Origin of the sequence: Halorientalis salina (assembly GCF_005049285.1) — an archaeon.
GTDB lineage: Archaea > Halobacteriota > Halobacteria > Halobacteriales > Haloarculaceae > Halorientalis > Halorientalis salina.
On record NZ_SOSC01000020.1, the window covers coordinates 1 to 17,677 of the forward strand.

General features: G+C 52.7%; 15 protein-coding genes and 1 pseudogene. 5 read left to right on the forward strand and 11 right to left on the reverse strand.

Annotation, left to right across the window (positions count from 1 at the left end):
• Positions 1–528 (reverse strand): hypothetical protein (locus tag E2481_RS19110; protein WP_250137890.1); only part of this gene is annotated, 528 nt, incomplete at its 3' end.
• 694 nt (positions 529–1,222) lie between these two features.
• Here E2481_RS19110 and E2481_RS18240 point away from each other — a divergent pair.
• Positions 1,223–3,034: a transposase gene (locus E2481_RS18240; protein WP_136718586.1), complete on the forward strand. Its 1,812-nt coding sequence runs from the start codon at positions 1,223–1,225 to the stop codon at positions 3,032–3,034.
• 142 nt (positions 3,035–3,176) lie between these two features.
• On the opposite strand, the gene E2481_RS18245 is transcribed toward E2481_RS18240, so the two are convergent.
• On the reverse strand, positions 3,177–3,506 hold the full coding sequence (locus E2481_RS18245; RefSeq protein WP_250137891.1) for a transposase: 330 nt from the start codon (positions 3,504–3,506) through the stop codon (positions 3,177–3,179).
• 212 nt (positions 3,507–3,718) lie between these two features.
• On the opposite strand from E2481_RS18245, the gene E2481_RS18250 reads away from it, so the two are divergent.
• On the forward strand, positions 3,719–4,285 hold the full coding sequence (locus tag E2481_RS18250; RefSeq protein WP_136718587.1) for a DUF7437 domain-containing protein: 567 nt from the start codon (positions 3,719–3,721) through the stop codon (positions 4,283–4,285).
• On the forward strand, positions 4,285–4,824 hold the full coding sequence (locus E2481_RS18255) for a hypothetical protein (RefSeq protein ID WP_136718588.1): 540 nt from the start codon (positions 4,285–4,287) through the stop codon (positions 4,822–4,824). The genes E2481_RS18250 and E2481_RS18255 overlap by 1 nt, the downstream gene beginning before the upstream one ends.
• Positions 4,825–4,896: 72 nt before the next feature.
• On the opposite strand, the gene E2481_RS18260 is transcribed toward E2481_RS18255, so the two are convergent.
• The 4 genes from E2481_RS18260 to E2481_RS18275 all read right to left on the reverse strand — a co-directional run bounded on the left by E2481_RS18260 (position 4,897) and on the right by E2481_RS18275 (position 7,640).
• A complete protein-coding gene (locus E2481_RS18260) occupies positions 4,897–6,054 on the reverse strand; it encodes a tyrosine-type recombinase/integrase (protein ID WP_306293933.1) in 1,158 nt (385 codons plus the stop codon).
• A gap of 352 nt (positions 6,055–6,406) precedes the next feature.
• Positions 6,407–6,811, reverse strand: a complete 405-nt coding sequence (locus E2481_RS18265) for an HVO_A0114 family putative DNA-binding protein (RefSeq protein WP_136718590.1) — start codon at positions 6,809–6,811, stop codon at positions 6,407–6,409.
• Positions 6,804–7,157 (reverse strand): toxin-antitoxin system TumE family protein, encoded by a 354-nt coding sequence (locus E2481_RS18270; RefSeq protein ID WP_136718591.1) that lies wholly within the window; start codon positions 7,155–7,157, stop codon positions 6,804–6,806. Before E2481_RS18270 ends, E2481_RS18265 begins: the two co-directional genes overlap by 8 nt.
• Before the next feature lie 150 nt (positions 7,158–7,307).
• The gene (locus tag E2481_RS18275; protein ID WP_250137892.1) at positions 7,308–7,640 is read right to left on the reverse strand and encodes a hypothetical protein; all 333 of its coding nucleotides are present in this window, start codon (positions 7,638–7,640) and stop codon (positions 7,308–7,310) included.
• Positions 7,641–7,797: 157 nt separating this feature from the next.
• On the opposite strand from E2481_RS18275, the gene E2481_RS18280 reads away from it, so the two are divergent.
• Both E2481_RS18280 and E2481_RS18285 read left to right on the forward strand, forming a co-directional pair.
• On the forward strand, positions 7,798–8,580 hold the full coding sequence (locus E2481_RS18280) for a ParA family protein (protein ID WP_136718592.1): 783 nt from the start codon (positions 7,798–7,800) through the stop codon (positions 8,578–8,580).
• The gene (locus E2481_RS18285) at positions 8,573–8,953 is read left to right on the forward strand and encodes a hypothetical protein (protein ID WP_136718593.1); all 381 of its coding nucleotides are present in this window, start codon (positions 8,573–8,575) and stop codon (positions 8,951–8,953) included. The genes E2481_RS18280 and E2481_RS18285 overlap by 8 nt, the downstream gene beginning before the upstream one ends.
• A 745-nt stretch (positions 8,954–9,698) precedes the next feature.
• Here the strand turns inward: E2481_RS18285 and E2481_RS18290 are convergent.
• The 5 genes and pseudogenes from E2481_RS18290 to E2481_RS18310 form a co-directional block, all read right to left on the reverse strand.
• Entirely contained in the window at positions 9,699–10,913 is a 1,215-nt protein-coding gene (locus E2481_RS18290) for an orc1/cdc6 family replication initiation protein (protein WP_136718594.1), read from the reverse strand.
• 1,292 nt (positions 10,914–12,205) lie between these two features.
• The gene (locus E2481_RS18295; RefSeq protein ID WP_136718595.1) at positions 12,206–12,868 is read right to left on the reverse strand and encodes a hypothetical protein; all 663 of its coding nucleotides are present in this window, start codon (positions 12,866–12,868) and stop codon (positions 12,206–12,208) included.
• A 401-nt stretch (positions 12,869–13,269) separates the two neighbouring features.
• Positions 13,270–13,491 carry a hypothetical protein gene (locus E2481_RS18300; RefSeq protein WP_136718596.1) on the reverse strand — a complete coding sequence of 74 codons (222 nt, stop codon included), beginning with the start codon at positions 13,489–13,491 and terminating at the stop codon, positions 13,270–13,272.
• Positions 13,492–13,499: 8 nt separating this feature from the next.
• Positions 13,500–14,090 carry a hypothetical protein gene (locus tag E2481_RS18305; protein WP_136718597.1) on the reverse strand — a complete coding sequence of 197 codons (591 nt, stop codon included), beginning with the start codon at positions 14,088–14,090 and terminating at the stop codon, positions 13,500–13,502.
• A 662-nt stretch (positions 14,091–14,752) separates the two neighbouring features.
• Positions 14,753–17,539 (reverse strand): annotated as a pseudogene (locus E2481_RS18310) (TrlF family AAA-like ATPase); the annotation flags it as partial.
• Between the last annotated feature and the right edge of the window lie 138 nt (positions 17,540–17,677).

A 17,677-nucleotide genomic window follows, 5' to 3' on the forward strand; every position in this document is an offset into this window, starting at 1 on the left:
ACTGTCTCGGTAGCCGCCGCATTCAAGAAGTCGTCTACCGAAGCTACGTCTTGCAGGGCGTTGGTACTGCTGGACACAGTTTCCAAACCCTGCGGCCTCCCACGGGAGGCTTTCTATGACACGCTCATTACAATTAACATTCGCGAGGCCGAGATCTCCCTCCATCTCTCTGGTTTTTATGGCGGTCTGTTGCAGTTTGGAGGAAGCGCTGACTTCTGTTTTGTTTACAGATTCGGGAAGCTCTCTTCTTTTCTCATTAGATGTTCCAGGCAGCACTGATATTTCTGGAGCTGAATAAATGAGATCGTTTATAGTTTTATTCGATGGGACATACGATACAATTCCAACCTGGTCATTGTCTTTCAATGATTTAGCAAGATTTTCGGTGACTTTTCGAACCTGTTCCTGATGTTGTAACCACTTTTTGGGAACCTTCTTCGTTTCAGCAGGCTCATGATGATCTCCCTGCCGAGCGGTGACAATTCTAGTTCTTCGATCAAACGAAATTCCACCTGTTGAAGCAGACAATCCAAAGAGACCTACACCCGATGACTTGACGAATGTTCGGCGGGACGTGTCAATAGTACCCGTCAAGGAATCTTGCTCGGTACTATTTTCGTTATGCGAGTTGGGGGCCTAATGTGCCATACGTGCAACGGTCCAGTCAAACCAACAACACATAAAACCACAGGACTTTCATAAATTATATGATATTGGCGTTTCATTTCTAATCTGCCTTGGACAGCAACATTTGGCGGTTAGATGGTTCACAAGGCGGGGTAGTGAGTCAGCGTGACAGGCCCTGATGCTTGTCCTGTCCGCGGTGCTGAAGGCGACGACATCAATCCGAGTACCCGCCGGTACGCCTACAATAACGAGCAGTGTGGCGTTCATGTGTTCCACCAGAGCGAAAAAAAAAGATGGCAACCACAGCCCACGAATTACAACCGTGGAGCAGACGGACGCACAGTGAAGCAGACACTTCTTGATTTCACTTTCACTCCGGCGGCGGACGGTATATAAGACAGGACGCAGAAGTTTATCATAGATGGGCGAAATCGCTGCCGAGACGGTTTCAGATACCTGGTCTCCTGCGCTTTCTCCTGATGGGCCAGCCGCACCCAACAGCGAGCCGATAAAACGTCGCACGCCACGTGACTACCCCGTCAACGGTCTTCTCCAACGGTCTGACGGGCTGGTCTATTACGCCAAGGATTGCGACATGACCTTCGAGGAGATGGTGCATGGTGTCCTCCAGGGTAAACCGTTCTTCTACAAGGAAGACAAGGACGAACTCCCGGATCTCGAATATCTCGTCGCGAAGATACCTGCCTCGCATCTTATTTTTGCAGACCCACTCGACCACGGACAGGGCGATCCCAAGCCGTGGGGTGCCGTGTTCCGGTCACACGTCCTGCGACTGCTCAAAGGCTGGAACAATTGCACGGCATTGGAGACGTATCTCGAAGGCAACGAGGAACTTCAGCACGAACTCGGATTCGATGGGATGCCCGACCAGTCCACACTCTGGCGGGCGTGGAACGACCGACTCTCGGACGTTCGTGAGGCAGTCCGCACTGCTGCCGAGGTCGTCGTCGAAGTCGCTCGTGAGTGGGGCATTCCCGCGCCAGAATCGGAATTCGAACCAGATGACGACGACTCCACACGCGAGAAGAGTACGAAGACACTCGCTCGGGAAAACGCTCGTGACGTGTGGAAAGGCGCGAAACCCATCGTCACCGACTGCTTCGAACTGCACCGCGCTGACAACGCCTCGATACCGGAGGCAGCGTACTGGGAACAGCACGCCTACCTCGGGATGCGAACGGACGCCCACGCCCACGACGGCGCTGAGAACTTCGCAGAGGATTCGACCCGAGACCTGACGCCGTGTGGCGACTCACACCGACTTCAGACGGCAGACCTCGGTGTCGAGAGCGTCCGCCAGATGCTCCGGGAAACGTCTCGGACGCTCGTTGCCCGCGCGAAGTCGAAGGGGAAGATCGGGCGGGAGGTGATTACCTCTATCGACATCACGAAAGGAAAGCCGTGGCGCGGGCACATCGAACGGGACGACAGTGGCAACAACCTCGAACGCTGGAAACTCGGCTACAAAAACGGCGACACGCACTATTTCCAGTGGGCTGTCATCAAGGTGGTCGGCCACGACGTGCCTATCGTCCTCGATGCTGTTCCGGTGCATCGTGGCTACGCCCGCGAAGACATCGTAGACGACCTGCTGGAAGGCGCGACTGACGTACTGCCCGGTCTGGACCTCGTGATGATGGACCGGGAGTTCGCACACGACGGCGTAAAAGAATCATGCGAGGACCACGGCATAGCGTACCTGAATCCAGGGAAAGTCCGGTCCAGCAGTGACCACGCCTACCACATCGGACGACTCGACAACGGCGATAAGGACTTCGATGTGGTTGAGCAGGAGCGGCTGGGCGACCGCCCGTCTCGGAAGGCCATCTACCTCCCGAAGCGTGAGTGGGAACGCGAAGATGAAGACGACGAAGAGGACAGCGGCCCGGCTGTCCGCCAGGAGATGCTGGACGACTTCGAGGAGATCGGCGGCGACACCGAGCCGCTGTCTGAGAATCGTGACAGTAACTCCCCGTTCGGGAAACTACTCGATGACATGCGGGATGAAGAGAAACAGGAGTCTGAGAAGGTCGAAGCGCCGATCATCCCGTTCGAGACGAACTACGACCTCGTGGATGTAGACCCCGAGGATGAGCAGGAGATGAAGCACCAGATCGGTCGCATGATGGCGAAATATAAACGACGTTGGGGTATCGAAAATGCGTTCAAGAAGCTCAAGAAGTTCCTCGCGGCCACGAAATCGCCGGACCACCGGTATCGGTACTTCAACTTCACGTTCGCCTGCGTGCTCTACAACTGCTGGCGACTCGTTGATGTTCTCACCCAACTAGAGGTCAACGGCAGCGTCGGTGACGAACCACTCGTCACGGCGAATCTGTTTCTGACGCTCGCCAAGAAGAACTACGGCATCCCTCCGCCCGAGTAATGGCCATCACATCGGTTTGCAGACGGTGAGCGGTAGCACTGTCGAACGCGACTTTGTTTCTCTATCATCCATCCTGTAACTGTAATGCTCTAACTTTTGGTAGTAATAGCGAGTCAGTGTCGGTTTTGTTTCGGCTTGTTAGCTACGAAACCTGCACATCATCGAACCATAGTCCGAAGATCAGGAACTGGGCGTCGATGGCGTCCGCGTCGAGATGGCGAAGATGGTAGAGCAGCGATTTCGCAAGTGGGTTCCGAGCCGTCGACGTGATGTCGACCGGCTCGGACCGGTCGAGCTGGACGGTTTTCCCGCCAGTATTCGCGAACTCTTGCTCGAAAGCGATTCGAGAGAGGACTTTCTCGAAGTCCTCTCTCGTGTAGGTTCCGCACGGTTTGACACCAAAATCCAGTGCTGGGTAGACGACCGTTGACACAGCACGACAGACCTGTTTGGCCTCGGTTGTTTCGACCATCCAAGAAACTACGATTCGAGGCCTGAGGTAGGTTCAGCGTCTACTGTTTACGGCGAGGAGGATGTCACCTGGCATATTGGGCTCAGACAACATTCTCCCCTCGATTGGTCAGCCAACAGTAAATCTCACTCTCAAAACGGAATGGCCGGTGAGAGCGACAATAGAGGGAGTAGCAGAAGACCTAATACTCTATACATAGAACATGGATTGTGATGTCGACGGATTCTCGATTGAACGATTCCGTAGATCCCGAGGAGACACTCGGTGACCTCCTTACCTACGCCGAATTACTCAAGACACCACAGCTGGCACGGCTCTACATCTATGTCCTCCGGAACGGTCCGGTTGCGATCGAGACCGTCAAAGAGGACCTCGATATCCCGCATTCGACGGCGTATAAGTACGTTGGCGAGCTCGAAGAGATGGGAATCCTGACACGCCACGAAGATCAGACACCCACCCAGATTGCCGTTGATCCGATCCGTCTTACTCTTGAAACGGAGCACGGCGAGGTTGTTGCAACGCCCGTTCTCGTTGCTGCCATTGGGCAACAGCTCGATTCTGAAGACATCCGAGTGTTCGTCGACCGCCAAGGTATTCCAAAGCTCGCAGCTGCGCTTCATTACACGCTTCGGGTAATGAACGGCGAGCTCACCCAACGCACTGCGACCAACAAACTCGACGTTCATCCCGTCGAAGGGATGACTGTCATCACGGCGTTGCAGGAGATCATCGAAGCGGCGAGTGGCTATGACCCATATCTGGAGCCTGCGAAGTAATGCCGGCGGGAGAGTTACCGAGCGATAGTCTCGCAATCGTCGACACCAGTATCATCTATGCGATGGGCGGTCCATCCAACGAAAAATACCAGGCATTCGAGGAGTATGTAACACGGTATAATATCACAGTCCGAATCCCTGGCCATGTCGCTGAAGAACTCGGTGAAAGTCCAGACGCCTATCACTATCAGCGTGACCGGTTACGGTCTGCACAGGATGCTGGGTGGCTGGACCGAGCCGAGGTTGATTTCACTGATCCCGAGGTCTCCGATACTATCGACAGGACACGAGAGCGGATCTATAGTCTGTCAGCGGACGATGTCACCGAAGATGAAATCGAGACAACCGACGCCGTGCTTGCCGGATTAGCCTACCAATATGCAACCGAGGAAAGGGGTCATGTCGCAGTTCTGGTCAGTGATACACTGGCCGAGCAAGCGATTGACGATGTACTCACGGCGATGGGTGTTGCGGAGGAGGCATCTGTGATCGAAGGTCGGGTGTTTCTAGACAATCTGCTTGATACTCAGTTCAATTGATTTCCGACGAGTGATGCGAGTAATCGGTCTTGAGGCAGGGCGTTCGAGAACCACGGTATCATGAGGGGGCAATCAATTACCCGTCTCGAACGCTTCGGCTAGCCGTCCACGCATGAATTCACGACGCAATTCTCGTCGACGTTCCTCCGACAGATAGCTGTCAAGCACAACCCGAGCACTTGCCGACCCCTGCTCAGACGCGATCTCTTCGACATGCTTCAACAACTCCTCGAGAGTCGCCGAATACCGATCATACCACCAACGACGCCCCATATGTGGCTTCCGACGCTGCCCGTCAATTTTCCCGGGAACGCCAGCTCGATCGGCGAGTTCGTGAAACCAATCTGCGATGGTCGTCCGGTGGATGTGCCCGGTTTCGGAGCGTTCTGACGGGAAGAGATACCCGTCACCGGCCACGGCAACGCGGTCACAAGCGGCGTCGGCGCCGTAGACGATGGCGACTGATCCAGGTCCATTCTTTCGAGTGTCGAATTCAACACGTGGCCGCTCGTCCTCGAGGACGAGTTGCTCGGCGTGGAGTGACGCGACTTCACTGGCGCGGAGTCCCCAAGCACAGAGTGCGATCACGAGCATCTGTTCGCGGGTCGTCTCGGCGGCCTCGTACATGGCCCGAACGTGGTCGGTGTCGAGTGCGACCGGATCGTCATCAGTTGACCGACTCCATTTGAACCAGTCTTCGGCGCCAGTGGTGGGATTGAACGCTGCAACGCGACGGTCGACGAGCCAGTCGTACCACGCCTCGATAGCGTCGTGCACCCGAGCGATCGTTGGCTCTGCGTAGCCGTCACCACCCTGTCCGTCGGATCGCATATACCGAAAGGTTGCTCTGCACTGATCGACGGTCTCTGTTTCGTCGACGTCGCTATCTGTATCGACAGGTGAGAGCAGGTCGTCGGTACCGTGTCGTTCGCAATGGTTCGTCGCGTAGCAGTTCAGCCGCGTTCGAATGGTGTCGGGCGTACTTGCTGCAGACCAGTCCTCGTTGTCGTCTTCTTTTTCTGCGAGGAAGCGCTCGAAGGAGGAACGGGTCGCCTCGTGGTCGATATTCCAGCTGTACGCGTCGTCATCGTCGTCGACGTCGTCGCCGATGTACTCGTCCCACCAGGTGGCGAGCGTCGTATCGTGGTGTTCTCGAAGTGTGTAGGTCAGCGAGCGAAAGCCAGTGGACGAGAGCCACTCGTAGGACGGGCAATCGGTTGTGGGATCCATCTCATCCCGTCGGAGAGCTGGAGCGATCACGGCCTCGTATGCGTCCGCGAGCTCTTCCTCTGAGAGTAGTGTCCACGGAACATCCTCGGCAGTCTCCCAGGGTTTTGTGCGCTCTAGTCGCTGGGCGCGAGAGCGCGTTTTGGATTTCGGTTCTGAATCGCCCGATTCTGCCATGCTCGGGCAATCACACTAGAACATGATAGGTTTGTTGGGTCGTCAGTCCTGTATCGGACTGATGGCTCTACGTGTTATTGGCAAATATTGCTATAAACCAAATAGCACGATATACTTTTCGCGCGAAATTTAACCTTTAGAAGACAACAGAATAGTGAGTCAATCACAATCAGTCTCACTAGGGAGCTGCGGCGGCTGTGTCACCGCTCTCGTGGCCGAACGGACTAATGACCAAGTCATCGTAGGGGAAGATTGGCTGTTTGGCCTGCCCAGTCTCGTCGAACCGGATGACGCCCAGCGCTTCAAGCGTCGTCAGCTCCTGGTGAACATTCTTTACATCGCGACCGACGAGTCGTGCCGTCTCACGGATACTCGCTGGTTCATCTGCCCGAATCACACGCAGCAGCGCGTAGGTCCGCTCATTGAACACCTCTCCGAGCTGTGTCTCGTTTGCAAAGGTAACCATCGCTGGTTGCTCAACCGGTTCCCCATCAGTGAGTTGTTGGATTGCCTTGAAGCCGTCTTCGTACAGTTCCTCGCCGTCGCCGATCGTGACGAAAAGAACGTTTGTGGTGTCAGTCATGGGAATCACCGTTGGTGGATGGTTCGGACCGAGGCTTTGGGATGTCATCCCAGAACCGCTCGTAGAGTTCCCCCATTCCAGGGAACTCAATGTGTCGTGGATCTGGATCCGGGGCAACGTGGCATTCGTGGCCCTTCGTGTCTTCGTGAGCGTTGTCGTAGCGACGAATTGTACCGTCATCCAGCGTCTCTGGGCTAGGTGTGAGTGCCCCGTAGTGGAGCGTGTACCGCCACCCCGATGGATATGCATCATCGTCCGTCCGGCGGATCGAGATTCGGACCAACGTTCCATCGTCGTAGACGTGAGATCGATTATACCCATCGAGGTCGTCGGCCGTTGGTGCCATCCTCTATCCGTTGGTTCATTAGCCAACAGCAAAAGTATGTTGGTCAGTGCACCAACAGACAGAGATGCACAAATTCTGTCGTTCGGAGCCAAAGACGTGGGTATTCTCCGTGCACTCCATAGTACCTGAAACTTCGCCACAAAGTCACGGTCAGTTCTCGACTCGCCCCTGATAATCCCAGACGAGATTCCCGTCCTTGCGTTTGACCAGATACAGATAGGGACCATGGGGACAGGTGCTACAGTTGTCCTTGCCACAGGGCACCTTCTTCACGACGTGCGTGCCATCACTATCCTGCTCAACATCCTCTATCTGTTCGTTCGCCCCCACAGTGATCTCACTCGGATCGATATTCTGGCGATGCTCAAGCAGTGCATCAAGCCAGTCCTGGAGAGCTTCGAGCGTCTCGGTGTCCTGTTTGGGAATGCCTTCAGCGAAATACTTCGGCAGGTCGTCAGGGGGTGACGGCATCTTACCAAACATACGGCCCGACAACCGCATTAATGTTTGGTAAGACCTTGAATTGTGAAGGAATCTTCCCTGTCTTTACTTTCAAAGAGGTCTTTGCTCGCTTGGCATATCTTTGCTAGTTCAGATGTCTGACGAAGTTTTACATTCAAATGCTGTAAAGACCGATGTAATGACAACGCGCTACGCGGTCGCGAATCAAAAAGGCGGGGTCGCCAAGACCACCAATACCATCAATATCGGCGGGGCGCTCGCTCACCGGGGGCACGACATCTTGCTCGTTGATGCGGACCCCCAGGGCCATCTAAGCCGGACACTCGGATTCATGGACGAGTACAACGGCCAGGAGCCGAACTTGGCAGATGCCATCAAGGAGCCGGGTGATTACCACATCGATGACCTGATTGTCAATCATCCAGAGCTCGACGTCGTCCCCAGCAACTTGGATATGTTCAGCGTCCAGCAGGACCTAATCGCGGCTGGGTGGAAGCCCCGTGAACGGTTGTCGATGTTCTTCGAGGACCTGACCGACACACCCTATGACTACGTGCTGATCGATGCACCCCCGAGTCTCGGCGTTATCAACGACAACGTGCTGTTGGCCACCCAGAAGCTGGTTGTGCCCGTGGAGCCGATGGAGAGCAGTATCCACGCCCTCGACATACTCTTGAACCAGATCGAGACGCTGGAAGACCGGTACGACACGCACATTGACATCGCGGCAATCGTGCTCTCGAACGTCAATTATCCACTTGACAATGACCAGCAGGAGAACATTGACTACTTTGAGGACACATTCGCGGAGTGGTGTCCCGTCCACGAGATTCGGAATCGTGCTGCCGTCAAGCGGTCATTGGGGAACCACAGCACCGTATTCGGCGCCGATGCAGAGGAAACCGACATGGCCGACAATTACCTGACTATCGCAGAGACCTTGGAGGTGGCCAATGAGTGACGACACCAAAGACGCGGTGAAGGACAAGTTTGCTCAGCGCTTCGAAAGCGACGAACAGAACGCACAGACATCTGAACCAGCAAAGACTTCTAAGCCAGAGCAGACATCTGAAGACGAAAAGATAGCAAAGACGTCTAAAGACGAGGTCAACATCAAAGAGGACTGGAAGAACCACAGCTTCTACCTGCCTGACGAACTCGCCGACGACCTGGGCAGCCACTACAAACGCTTAGACTGGGAAATGGACAGCGAACTCGACGAGTTCAAGAAAACCAAGCACTACTACCCGTTGATCGTGGCGCTGGGCTTGGATCGGTTATCGGACTTTGAGAGCAAAGAAGTCAAAGATAAATTAGAACAGATTGACTTCTAATCCCCGTACGGTTAATCGGACTCAACCATAGGTCATTTATAGGCAGTCAGGAAGAGGTCGAAGAGCTCAGAGAAGAGAGAGAACTCGGAGACGACATCAAGTCTCATTAGAAATTCGAGAAAGAGTTTGGAGTCCAGTTAAATCTCGAGTGAGGCACGCTCGGGGTAGCGCCATACGACTGTCCGTCTCTAATGGGCAGCGCCGCCAAAGTCGTACGACCGTAGCAATGAGCTTTGAAAGTAAAGACATCAAAGAACAATTAGAGAGATTGACGTCTAACCCAATTATGCACGACCAGTGCTCGATGTGTCCATCGGGCCTTTCAGGATACCTGGGACACTCGCGAAGGTGACTGAACTCAAAGCTTTCGGCACGCGGTCAGACTTGAGCCACAGCAAATCGATGCCGCCCCGATCACAGAAATTGCTATACCGAGCAGGTCATGGCGAGTAACGCAGAGTTGATCTTACCCAGATCTGCAAGAGACTCACCTTTCTCAAATCCATAGCGACGATCCTACCCAGAAACGAAACTCGCCACGGTTCAGGTGGACATATTCGTCGAGAGCGGCTATCTGACTGACGTCGTGCGGCCAGCCTAACGCACAAATCGGAATGGGAGTAAAGAAAGTAAAGAGCAAATAGAACGTAAAGATGCCTTTGCCAGAATAGCGTGAGAATAATTCTACGCGAACAAGTCGAGATAGTTTACGGAGATATGGAGAGGAAAGATAAGGATTGGCACCTTACGTCGAGAGCTTTTCCATTCGGATGACTGTATCCGCATCCGTCAGCAATCGCCATTCTTTGTAGTTACCGACTCCCCGACCGCCAGTTTCTCTGTTGCCTTCGATTACAGAAAGGAAGGCGACCTCATTTAGACAATCTCGAACGCCGGAAAGCGAGAGCACATCTACACCTTCTTTCTCGCAGACCTTTTCATATGTATCTACAATTCTTGAGGTCCTGAACCAGTTTTCCTTATTGTTTTTTGTGAGGTTGGCGAGGGCTTTTAGCACATACTTGACATGGGGAGAGAGCCCGGAAATGAGTGACAGGAGCCGTTCTGCTTCGGCATCTTTCTCTGCTGCATCCACATCTTCCTTGGAGACCTCATCTTTCTCCTTGCGCTTCGCATACTCGCCAGCAAACTTGAGTAGGTTCATTGCTTTGCGTGCATCGCCGTGTTTTTTGGCTGCTAATGCGGCGCAGTATGGGACGACTTCATCTTTGAGAACACCTTCCTGGAATGCGTCGTTTCGGTTTCTGAGGATTGCCTCCAGCTGAGTAGAGTCATACGGGTCAAAGATAAACTCACGGTGAGAGAAACTGCTTTTCACCCGCTCACTGAGCCGATTTCGGTAGTCGATCTTATTCGAGATTCCGATGATTGCCAACGGTACATCAATTTTCTCCGATTCGTTGGCCCGCGAGAGAACCATAAGAACGTCATCAGACTTCAGGTGGTCGATCTCGTCGAGGATGATGATGCCGCCATCGTACGCTTCGTCCAGGATCTCCCATAGTCGCTTATAATACTCGTCTGTGGAAATTCCACGGGATGGAACGGATATCCCCGTGGTAGGAGTATTCATGCTGTCAGCGATGGTTTGAATGACTGATGCCTCCTTTGAGGACTGGGAGCAATCACAAATCCCATACGCGAGATTATAGCCGCGTTCCTCGGCTTCTTCTTCTGCAAGCTGTGCCACATATTTCGCCACAAGGGATTTTCCACAGCCTGTTTTCCCGTAAATGAGGGCCGAATTCGGTTCGTACCCAATGATGACTGGCTCGATCTCCTCTGCTAGTTGTGCGATTTGTTCGTCGCGACCGATGATGCGAGACTCCTCTGGAAGATGGCTAATCGTGAGGAGGTCCTTTTCACGAAAGATGTGACCTTGGACATCCTCCTCCGAGATACTGAAGAGTCCGTCCCGACTTCGGCTGTTGTTTTCCATATTTGGGCGGTTATGACATGCCACTGCGAAGGGGAACCACAAAAATGTTTGGACCGGACTGCGCGTTAAATTCCGGGAGAAACAGCGTTCTGAGGCCGTATTCTGGCAGAGGGATTTGCACAACAGTCTACTCCACACACCCCTCACTGCGCGTTAAAACGACTGAGACGGGTAATTCACGGTCAGAAAGTGGCAGGCTGAATTAATATCAAGATGAACAGAGTTCGTGAATAGAGAGATAGTGTAGCTACATTACATCGGTCGGGACACACCTCACTCCGGGTTATACACTGACATTTCATAGCTCGTCCATGGACCGAGGACATTACTCGAGCTACTCCATGAGAGAGTGAGGACACCTCACTCCGTGTTATAGATTGACAAGTAGGGACGCAGAGAGTGGAGTGGTCAGGAACACACCTCACTCCGTGTTAAGTGGAGGCTTTAGGCTACCTACTTCGGGAATTCATCAGGATGGACAGAAAATCGGATGGAGCGAAAGAGTGTGCTAAGAGAGACAACTCGAATTAAGGCGGGAGACACCCCCACACCTCACTCCGTGTTAAGTTGGATCGACGGTGGGTGGGATGATCTAATGCCGAGAAAAGCACTAGGCTAGCGGTGCTGATGCTGCAATCTTATTCTTCCTTTCTTCTAGTCTAGTGTCTGAGCGTGTCATAGAAAGGATCTCATGGCCGTCCAACTCTATTTTAGCGGCCCAAAAACGGCGTACACTTGGTGCACAGGTTTCTTAGCCCGTATTAGAGATGACGAAACAGAAATTCGGTGTTGCTGTTGACGAGGGAATCGTACGAGAAGTGGATGAACTGGTCGCTGAGTGTGACGATCTCGGAGCCAGTCGCTCCGAGATCGTCGAGGCCATCCTTACAGCGTTCATCCAGTCCGAGTCGGATCACGCCAAGAGGGTACGAGAGATCATTATTCGGAAACGAAAAGGTACTCTCTAAAAGCTTCTAAAGTGCGTGCACCTAGTGCACGATATCCTAAAGCAATAACTCTTTGTAAGCATAAGAATAGAGACTATAGTATGGGGACTATTCTATGACACGCTCTAGTGTCTAGTAACTAGTCTAGTATAGTAACACACCTCACTCCGTGTTAAAACAGCCAATAAATCTGTTCTACCCCACTTCTGCAGCTAGTTTAACGCGCAGTGAGGTGTGGGTGTGTCCATCCATTCATCTATCTTAGAAACAATTCCTTCTCCCTTTCCGTGGAGAACATTTCATCTGAAATTCGGTGTGGGGCTGTGTTTCGACCACGTCTTAATTTTAAACTTGCCAAGGATAGTGACAGAATTTGTCCTTGTACGCAGCCATCACTTCCTGGTGATGCTGTGCTTGTCTCTCCTGGGGAGAGTCGAAATCTGCAAACACAGAAGATGACTGACGACTGGTTAGACCATGGGCAAACTGCGGGTTGTGACAGTCGGTACAGATCCAGACTGGCCAGCCATCGCGTTCTCGGTGTGTCGTTTTCCCCGTGTATCGATGGACTGTCTCCGCTTGACAGTCACTGCAGTGGAGGTGGTGTGTCGGTGCATTCGGGACAGTGACGGGTTCAGGTGCGGCATATCGCTTGACTACACCCGGTACGATCCAGAACTGCTCTGCTGCAGAAGCGATCTCGGTCTGGAGTTGCTCGACGTCGTCCTGGCTCGTTACTGCACTGCCGTCTTCCGTATAGAGGTGTGCTTCCAACTGGGGATCATCCCATTTCGTCTGGTCGATAGCTGTCTCGAATAGTCGCTGCCCAACATCACTGTCGACCGTCGCGACGTCGACGAGGTCACCCCATCCCTCGGTGAGCGTCTGCGCTGGCTCGGCCTCGAACTCTGCAATGGGTTTGACCGATGCGTCCTGGAGGCTGGCTCCGGGAACGAGTTCATCCGTCGACGTTAGAGAGAATGCAGCGCTGCCGAGTGCGAGTCCCATGTATCTCGTGGATGCTGGGACGATCGCGAGTACGACCCGTCCGAACGACCAGGCATCCCCGGACTCGCTTCTGGATTTTTGTTGGGGTGGCGACTCAGTTGGCTGGATACGGTTGTCGGCACAGAATTCACACTGGTGCTGATCAGTCGGGATCGTTCGCGAACAGCTCTGACAGGTGCGACCGCTGGATGTCACATCGTCGGGATAGTGGCCACGCTCACTCGATCCGTCTCGCTGTGGATCGTCGTAGACAGTGCCGCGTGGCTCTGTCGGTTCGGATCTCGGCCCGTAGTCGTCCATTAATCGGGAGTTCGCTGTCATCAGTGAAAAATCTCCGCCTGGGAATCTCCGCTCGATCAAAAAACCGATCCGAGGTCTGGTCTGGGAGGCGGTTCTGCGTGTTACTCGAGATTAGTGGGATCGATCGGTCGGAACTCCAGATCTCTGAGGTCGATACACTGTTCGATGTCGGCCTTTGGAATGTAGATCGTTCCAGCGCCAATCCGAGCCTGGATGGTATCTGCATCGTATTCTCCGAGTTCGGTCACGGCAAGCCGGTCTGGCGAGATGTCGCCATCTGGCGTTGTGACCGTCGCATCGTCGGTGAGCTTCAGGAGCGCCATCGGCGAGATCATGCGTCATCACTGTTTGTGAGAAGCAGGTCAGTAAACCGCGACCGAGAGGCGTCGATCTCGTGCTGATCAATCAGATCGAGCGCGGCCAGCACTGCCCCATCGTTGGTGACATCGTCGGCAGCCAGCGAATACAGATTCCAGATGACGGTGCTGTATCGATCGCCTTTCCGGTGGAGTTTGCCCTCTGGCTCCAGTGCTAGGCCCATCTGCTTCCAGTCGTCGGTCGTCCCGGTGATAGTCACCTCCCAGGAGTCTGGCTCACCAGCGCGCGTGTAGCCGTCCATGGCGTGGTTGGCGAGCAGTCGATCAACGATTGCTGTCGTGCAGATGGTTGGCCCACGGCCTTTGAACGTGGGAACGAGGACCTGCTCGAAGTCTTCAGCGGCGGTGATGTCCCGCTCGATCGTGACCTTGATGTCCTGGTGGGTTGCGACGACGGTGGCGTCGTCATCACCGATCTGTCGAGCAAACGCTGCGGGGCCGGTTGCGATGACTGTCAGGGTTGGAGCTGCTGCGTGATCGTTCGTGTGGTCAGGTGTCAGGTCAGTCTCGTCAGTGGTGTCTGCATCAGGTGTGTCGGTACTCATAGTCGCTCTGGAGGAGGGATTCCCTCCAGCCACCTGGGGGGGACAAACAGCCGTTTCGACGAACTATGATTGATCTGTAGATCGAGATATTCGACTGGATAGGGTCTTTACAGGCTGTTTTCACTCGAAATGAGGTGTGTCTCTACAACGAGGGGAGAACAGGACGTCGGACAAATCTGATTTGGTTAGATATGCGCGATAATCATGAATAGGCCGCTGTCACTGTGTCGTCCCCGACTACAACGGAGTATTGATGATTGGGATGTAGGCATTCTTTGATCAGAAGCTACTATTATAGAATTTTGAGTAATCAGATGTTTCACAGGGGAGTCCCGAAATGTGAAAACTTTGAAACACGAGTGTCGCATTTATGATGATAGACCGTAGACGACTCGATGAACTAGAAAGCAGGTATGAATGTCGGTACTTTCGGGGTTCGACTCCCGGGGGGAAGTGGAAAAACCGGGCTAAAGAGTAGCGCTCAAAAACTAGTTCATCAGACAATGTTAGCAATAATCACCTCTGGTCTATCAGGCGTCGTCTTCGAAAACGCCGGCGTGGCGCTTCCGGTCATCCTGGCGCTCATCGGGTATATTGGGTCCTCCCAAAGAACGTACTTCCCTTCACCTTTGCCCGGCACGTGGTGAGCCACAACTCTGGATTTACTCTGCGAACCCGTACTTTTCCTCACGTTGAACGAAGGCCTCTTCTCCGCCTTCCAAAACGGTCGTGACCTCCTCTCTGATTTCCTCGTCTTCTAAGGGGCCCGATTTGAACGAGATCTCGTTTTCTTCGTATTGAGCTACTACGACCTGTTCAGCGTCCGTATTCACCACTAAGTTGGCATTATGGGTGGCAATAATGACCTGCCGCTTCTTTTTTGCCTCTTTGAACGCATCTTTGAGTGTTCTGTAAACAAATCGATTGTCGAGATTTTCTTCGGGCTGATCGATTATTAGCGGCCTTCCATCTTGGGCGAGAAGAATCTTCAGCAGTACTGTGCCTTTCTGACCCAATGACAGGTCCTCCATCCGAGTCCCTTCGAGCAAAATTTGCTCTGACAGCTTGAAATTCCCCGTGAATACTCGTCTCTCGAACTCCGCAGTGGAAGCGTTCGCTAACAACTGATCTTTGAACGAAAGAGCTTCATCGAGGTATGATTCAGCATTATGTTCCGACTTTTCGCTATCTTTGATCGCACCGGCTGCGGATTGAATTATTGGCTGGATTTCAGCGATATTCACACTCCGCCCGTCGAGTAAGTCGTATAACCGGGATTGGAGACCATCGGTTACCTCAAGATTGGCATCGAATTTGACCTCGTCGAGAATTGCCGATTGGTCCGCTGCAAATTCGGATATTACTAACGAGTAGAGGTTCTTCAAATCATGATATGCATCGACATAATCAATAAACTCGACCCGCCGTTCCGTTTTTAGCTCCTTGATTTTCTGACGGTCGTCCTCTAATGACTGTAATTCGTTTTCTTTTTCCTCGACAATTTTCTGCTGTTCTCGCTTCTCCGATAATAGTTCTGAGAGGTCCTCATCGATGTCCTCTAACTCGTTTAATTGGCCCTGGACGCTCTCTCTTTCCTCTTCGATACGCGATCTCTCACTATCAATGGCTTGATCGTAGTCATACAACTTGGATCGAGCTTCTTCGACAGTGAACTGAGTCACATCGAGGTCTGCGTCGATCTCGGTTTCTTCTGATAAGGATCTGAGCTTCTCCAATCCCCTATTGAACTTCTCGATTTCCTCAAGTCGTTCGAGTTGTTTTGAGAGGGCCGATTCAATCTCTTTTACATTCTGGAGTTTCTCATCGTAGGAGTCTAATTGACTTTGGAGTTCCGTGGAGGATTCGTCCTGTAGCTCATCTCCGTGTTCCTCCTTGAACTCCTCAATTTCCCGTTCTTTATCCTCCAACTTCCCTCGTGCAGCGCTTAGTTCAGACTTCGCCTCATTGATCTTTTCATCAATCGTTTCGGGATCAAATTCGTGGATGCGGTTCGTCAGTTCCTCCAGCTCATTCTCGACTTCACCGATGCCACTACGTTTCTCCTCAAAGCGCTCCATCAGTTCGGAGTCGGTCGTTCGAACAGATTGCTGGATCAATTCCAGCACCTGCTCATGCATTCGGTCTTCGTCTCGACAGTATTCGGATATTTTCCCTTGGGGGAGGTATTCGACGTTGGAATGGGAAATGCACTCGTCCTCAAGTACCGACTTTTCGAAGTTATCGATGTCCTCTCCGTGGAAATCAAGTTCTGTCGACACATCCGGCTTCTCGTCCTGAATCCGTTGAATGAAGGAATTTACGTCGATCTCTTCGTCCTCGTTCGAGATATGACGGTTTTGGTAACAGTTTGCGATCAAATCCAGGAGCGCGGTTTTTCCTGCTCCTTTCCCTCCGATCACCGTGACGAGATTAGGATTTAGTGAGAGTGTCGTATCCGAAACAGTCAGACGGTCGTTTATTTCTCCTTCTCGGATTTCCACCCTTCTCGGGGTATGGATTGAAACGCGACGCTGAGGGCTGTGTTCGCCGATGTGAACTCTGTCTGCCGGCTCGTATTTGATCTGTTTCAGCCCTTCAAAAGTGGTATCTGCTTTTATCCAGCAGTAGCGATTCTTATCGGGGACACAGAAATCTTCGAATTCGTGTGAATCGGATCCTCTGAGAGCCGGCTTCAGACTCCCGAATGCCTGCCGGAATTCCTCCGCAGACATCATCTCTGTTTGACCAAGTAGCCAATCTCTCGTGTCTGTGTTACTAATAAAGACGGCATCGGCTCTTCCTAACAGGCTTCCTCTAAGCGTTCCTGCCCGACCTTCCCAGGAGATCTTTTCCCAGCTGTCCTCAACTAACACTGTGAGATATTTGCCTTCGAAGATATCGTTGTCCAACGCGTCGTAGATTGTGTCCACGTCCACGGTGATTCGATTACATCCTGCGATATACGCATCGTCGTAGTCGTCGTAAGTGTCAAAGTCGGAATTTTGACCTAGGCGAACAAGGTTTTCCCGAGTCGGAGGCATAGTACTCCCGTCAGGTCTCTTCGCTTCGAGCTGATTTACGAAGTTCTCCCTGATTCTGATCGGGTCTAAATCATCACTGAAGAGAACGTGCATTTCGACGGCCTCAGACACGTTACCACCGGACCGGCTAGTGACAAAGTGATCGACACGTAACTCAATGTTTGGGAGTATTAGATCAAGATTTTGCAAACGGTCATCTTGTTCGATAGCTTCTCGGACTCGTTCGTATCCCTCAACTGAGAAATAATCGGTTATCCCGATACATGAGATGTCGTCGATTTCTTCCAATTCGTCTATATACTTGTCCCATATTGCCTCTTCGTAGTCTTCATCAGCCTTCACTGACCGACCTAAACTATAGTCCTCGTGAAACGAGGCTGGCGAATGCACATGGAGGTCCCATTTGTTCCATCTCGAGCCATCGGTTCTAGTTTAGTGGCGGTCAAAGGCGAACTCACCCGATTCAACCTGGCTGCGTAACCGTTGCCTGTGTGGATTTGGATTCTGCGACGCCCACAGCAACAGCTCGTCCAAATCCGGCAGTTC

Excerpts from the sequence above, each read along its gene's own strand:
- E2481_RS18250 (WP_136718587.1), top strand. The coding sequence starts at position 3,719 with ATGTCGACGGATTCTCGATTGAACGATTCCGTAGATCCCGAGGAGACA.
- E2481_RS18295 (WP_136718595.1), bottom strand. The coding sequence starts at position 12,868 with ATGGGACTCGCACTCGGCAGCGCTGCATTCTCTCTAACGTCGACGGAT.
- E2481_RS18305 (WP_136718597.1), bottom strand. The coding sequence starts at position 14,090 with ATGAGTACCGACACACCTGATGCAGACACCACTGACGAGACTGACCTG.
- E2481_RS18300 (WP_136718596.1), bottom strand. The coding sequence starts at position 13,491 with ATGGCGCTCCTGAAGCTCACCGACGATGCGACGGTCACAACGCCAGAT.
- E2481_RS18290 (WP_136718594.1), bottom strand. The coding sequence starts at position 10,913 with ATGGAAAACAACAGCCGAAGTCGGGACGGACTCTTCAGTATCTCGGAG.
- E2481_RS18270 (WP_136718591.1), bottom strand. The coding sequence starts at position 7,157 with ATGGCACCAACGGCCGACGACCTCGATGGGTATAATCGATCTCACGTC.
- E2481_RS18275 (WP_250137892.1), bottom strand. The coding sequence starts at position 7,640 with ATGTTTGGTAAGATGCCGTCACCCCCTGACGACCTGCCGAAGTATTTC.
- E2481_RS18280 (WP_136718592.1), top strand. The coding sequence starts at position 7,798 with ATGACAACGCGCTACGCGGTCGCGAATCAAAAAGGCGGGGTCGCCAAG.
- E2481_RS18260 (WP_306293933.1), bottom strand. The coding sequence starts at position 6,054 with ATGGATCCCACAACCGATTGCCCGTCCTACGAGTGGCTCTCGTCCACT.
- E2481_RS18285 (WP_136718593.1), top strand. The coding sequence starts at position 8,573 with ATGAGTGACGACACCAAAGACGCGGTGAAGGACAAGTTTGCTCAGCGC.
- E2481_RS18255 (WP_136718588.1), top strand. The coding sequence starts at position 4,285 with ATGCCGGCGGGAGAGTTACCGAGCGATAGTCTCGCAATCGTCGACACC.
- E2481_RS18240 (WP_136718586.1), top strand. The coding sequence starts at position 1,223 with ATGACCTTCGAGGAGATGGTGCATGGTGTCCTCCAGGGTAAACCGTTC.
- E2481_RS18245 (WP_250137891.1), bottom strand. The coding sequence starts at position 3,506 with ATGGTCGAAACAACCGAGGCCAAACAGGTCTGTCGTGCTGTGTCAACG.
- E2481_RS18265 (WP_136718590.1), bottom strand. The coding sequence starts at position 6,811 with ATGACTGACACCACAAACGTTCTTTTCGTCACGATCGGCGACGGCGAG.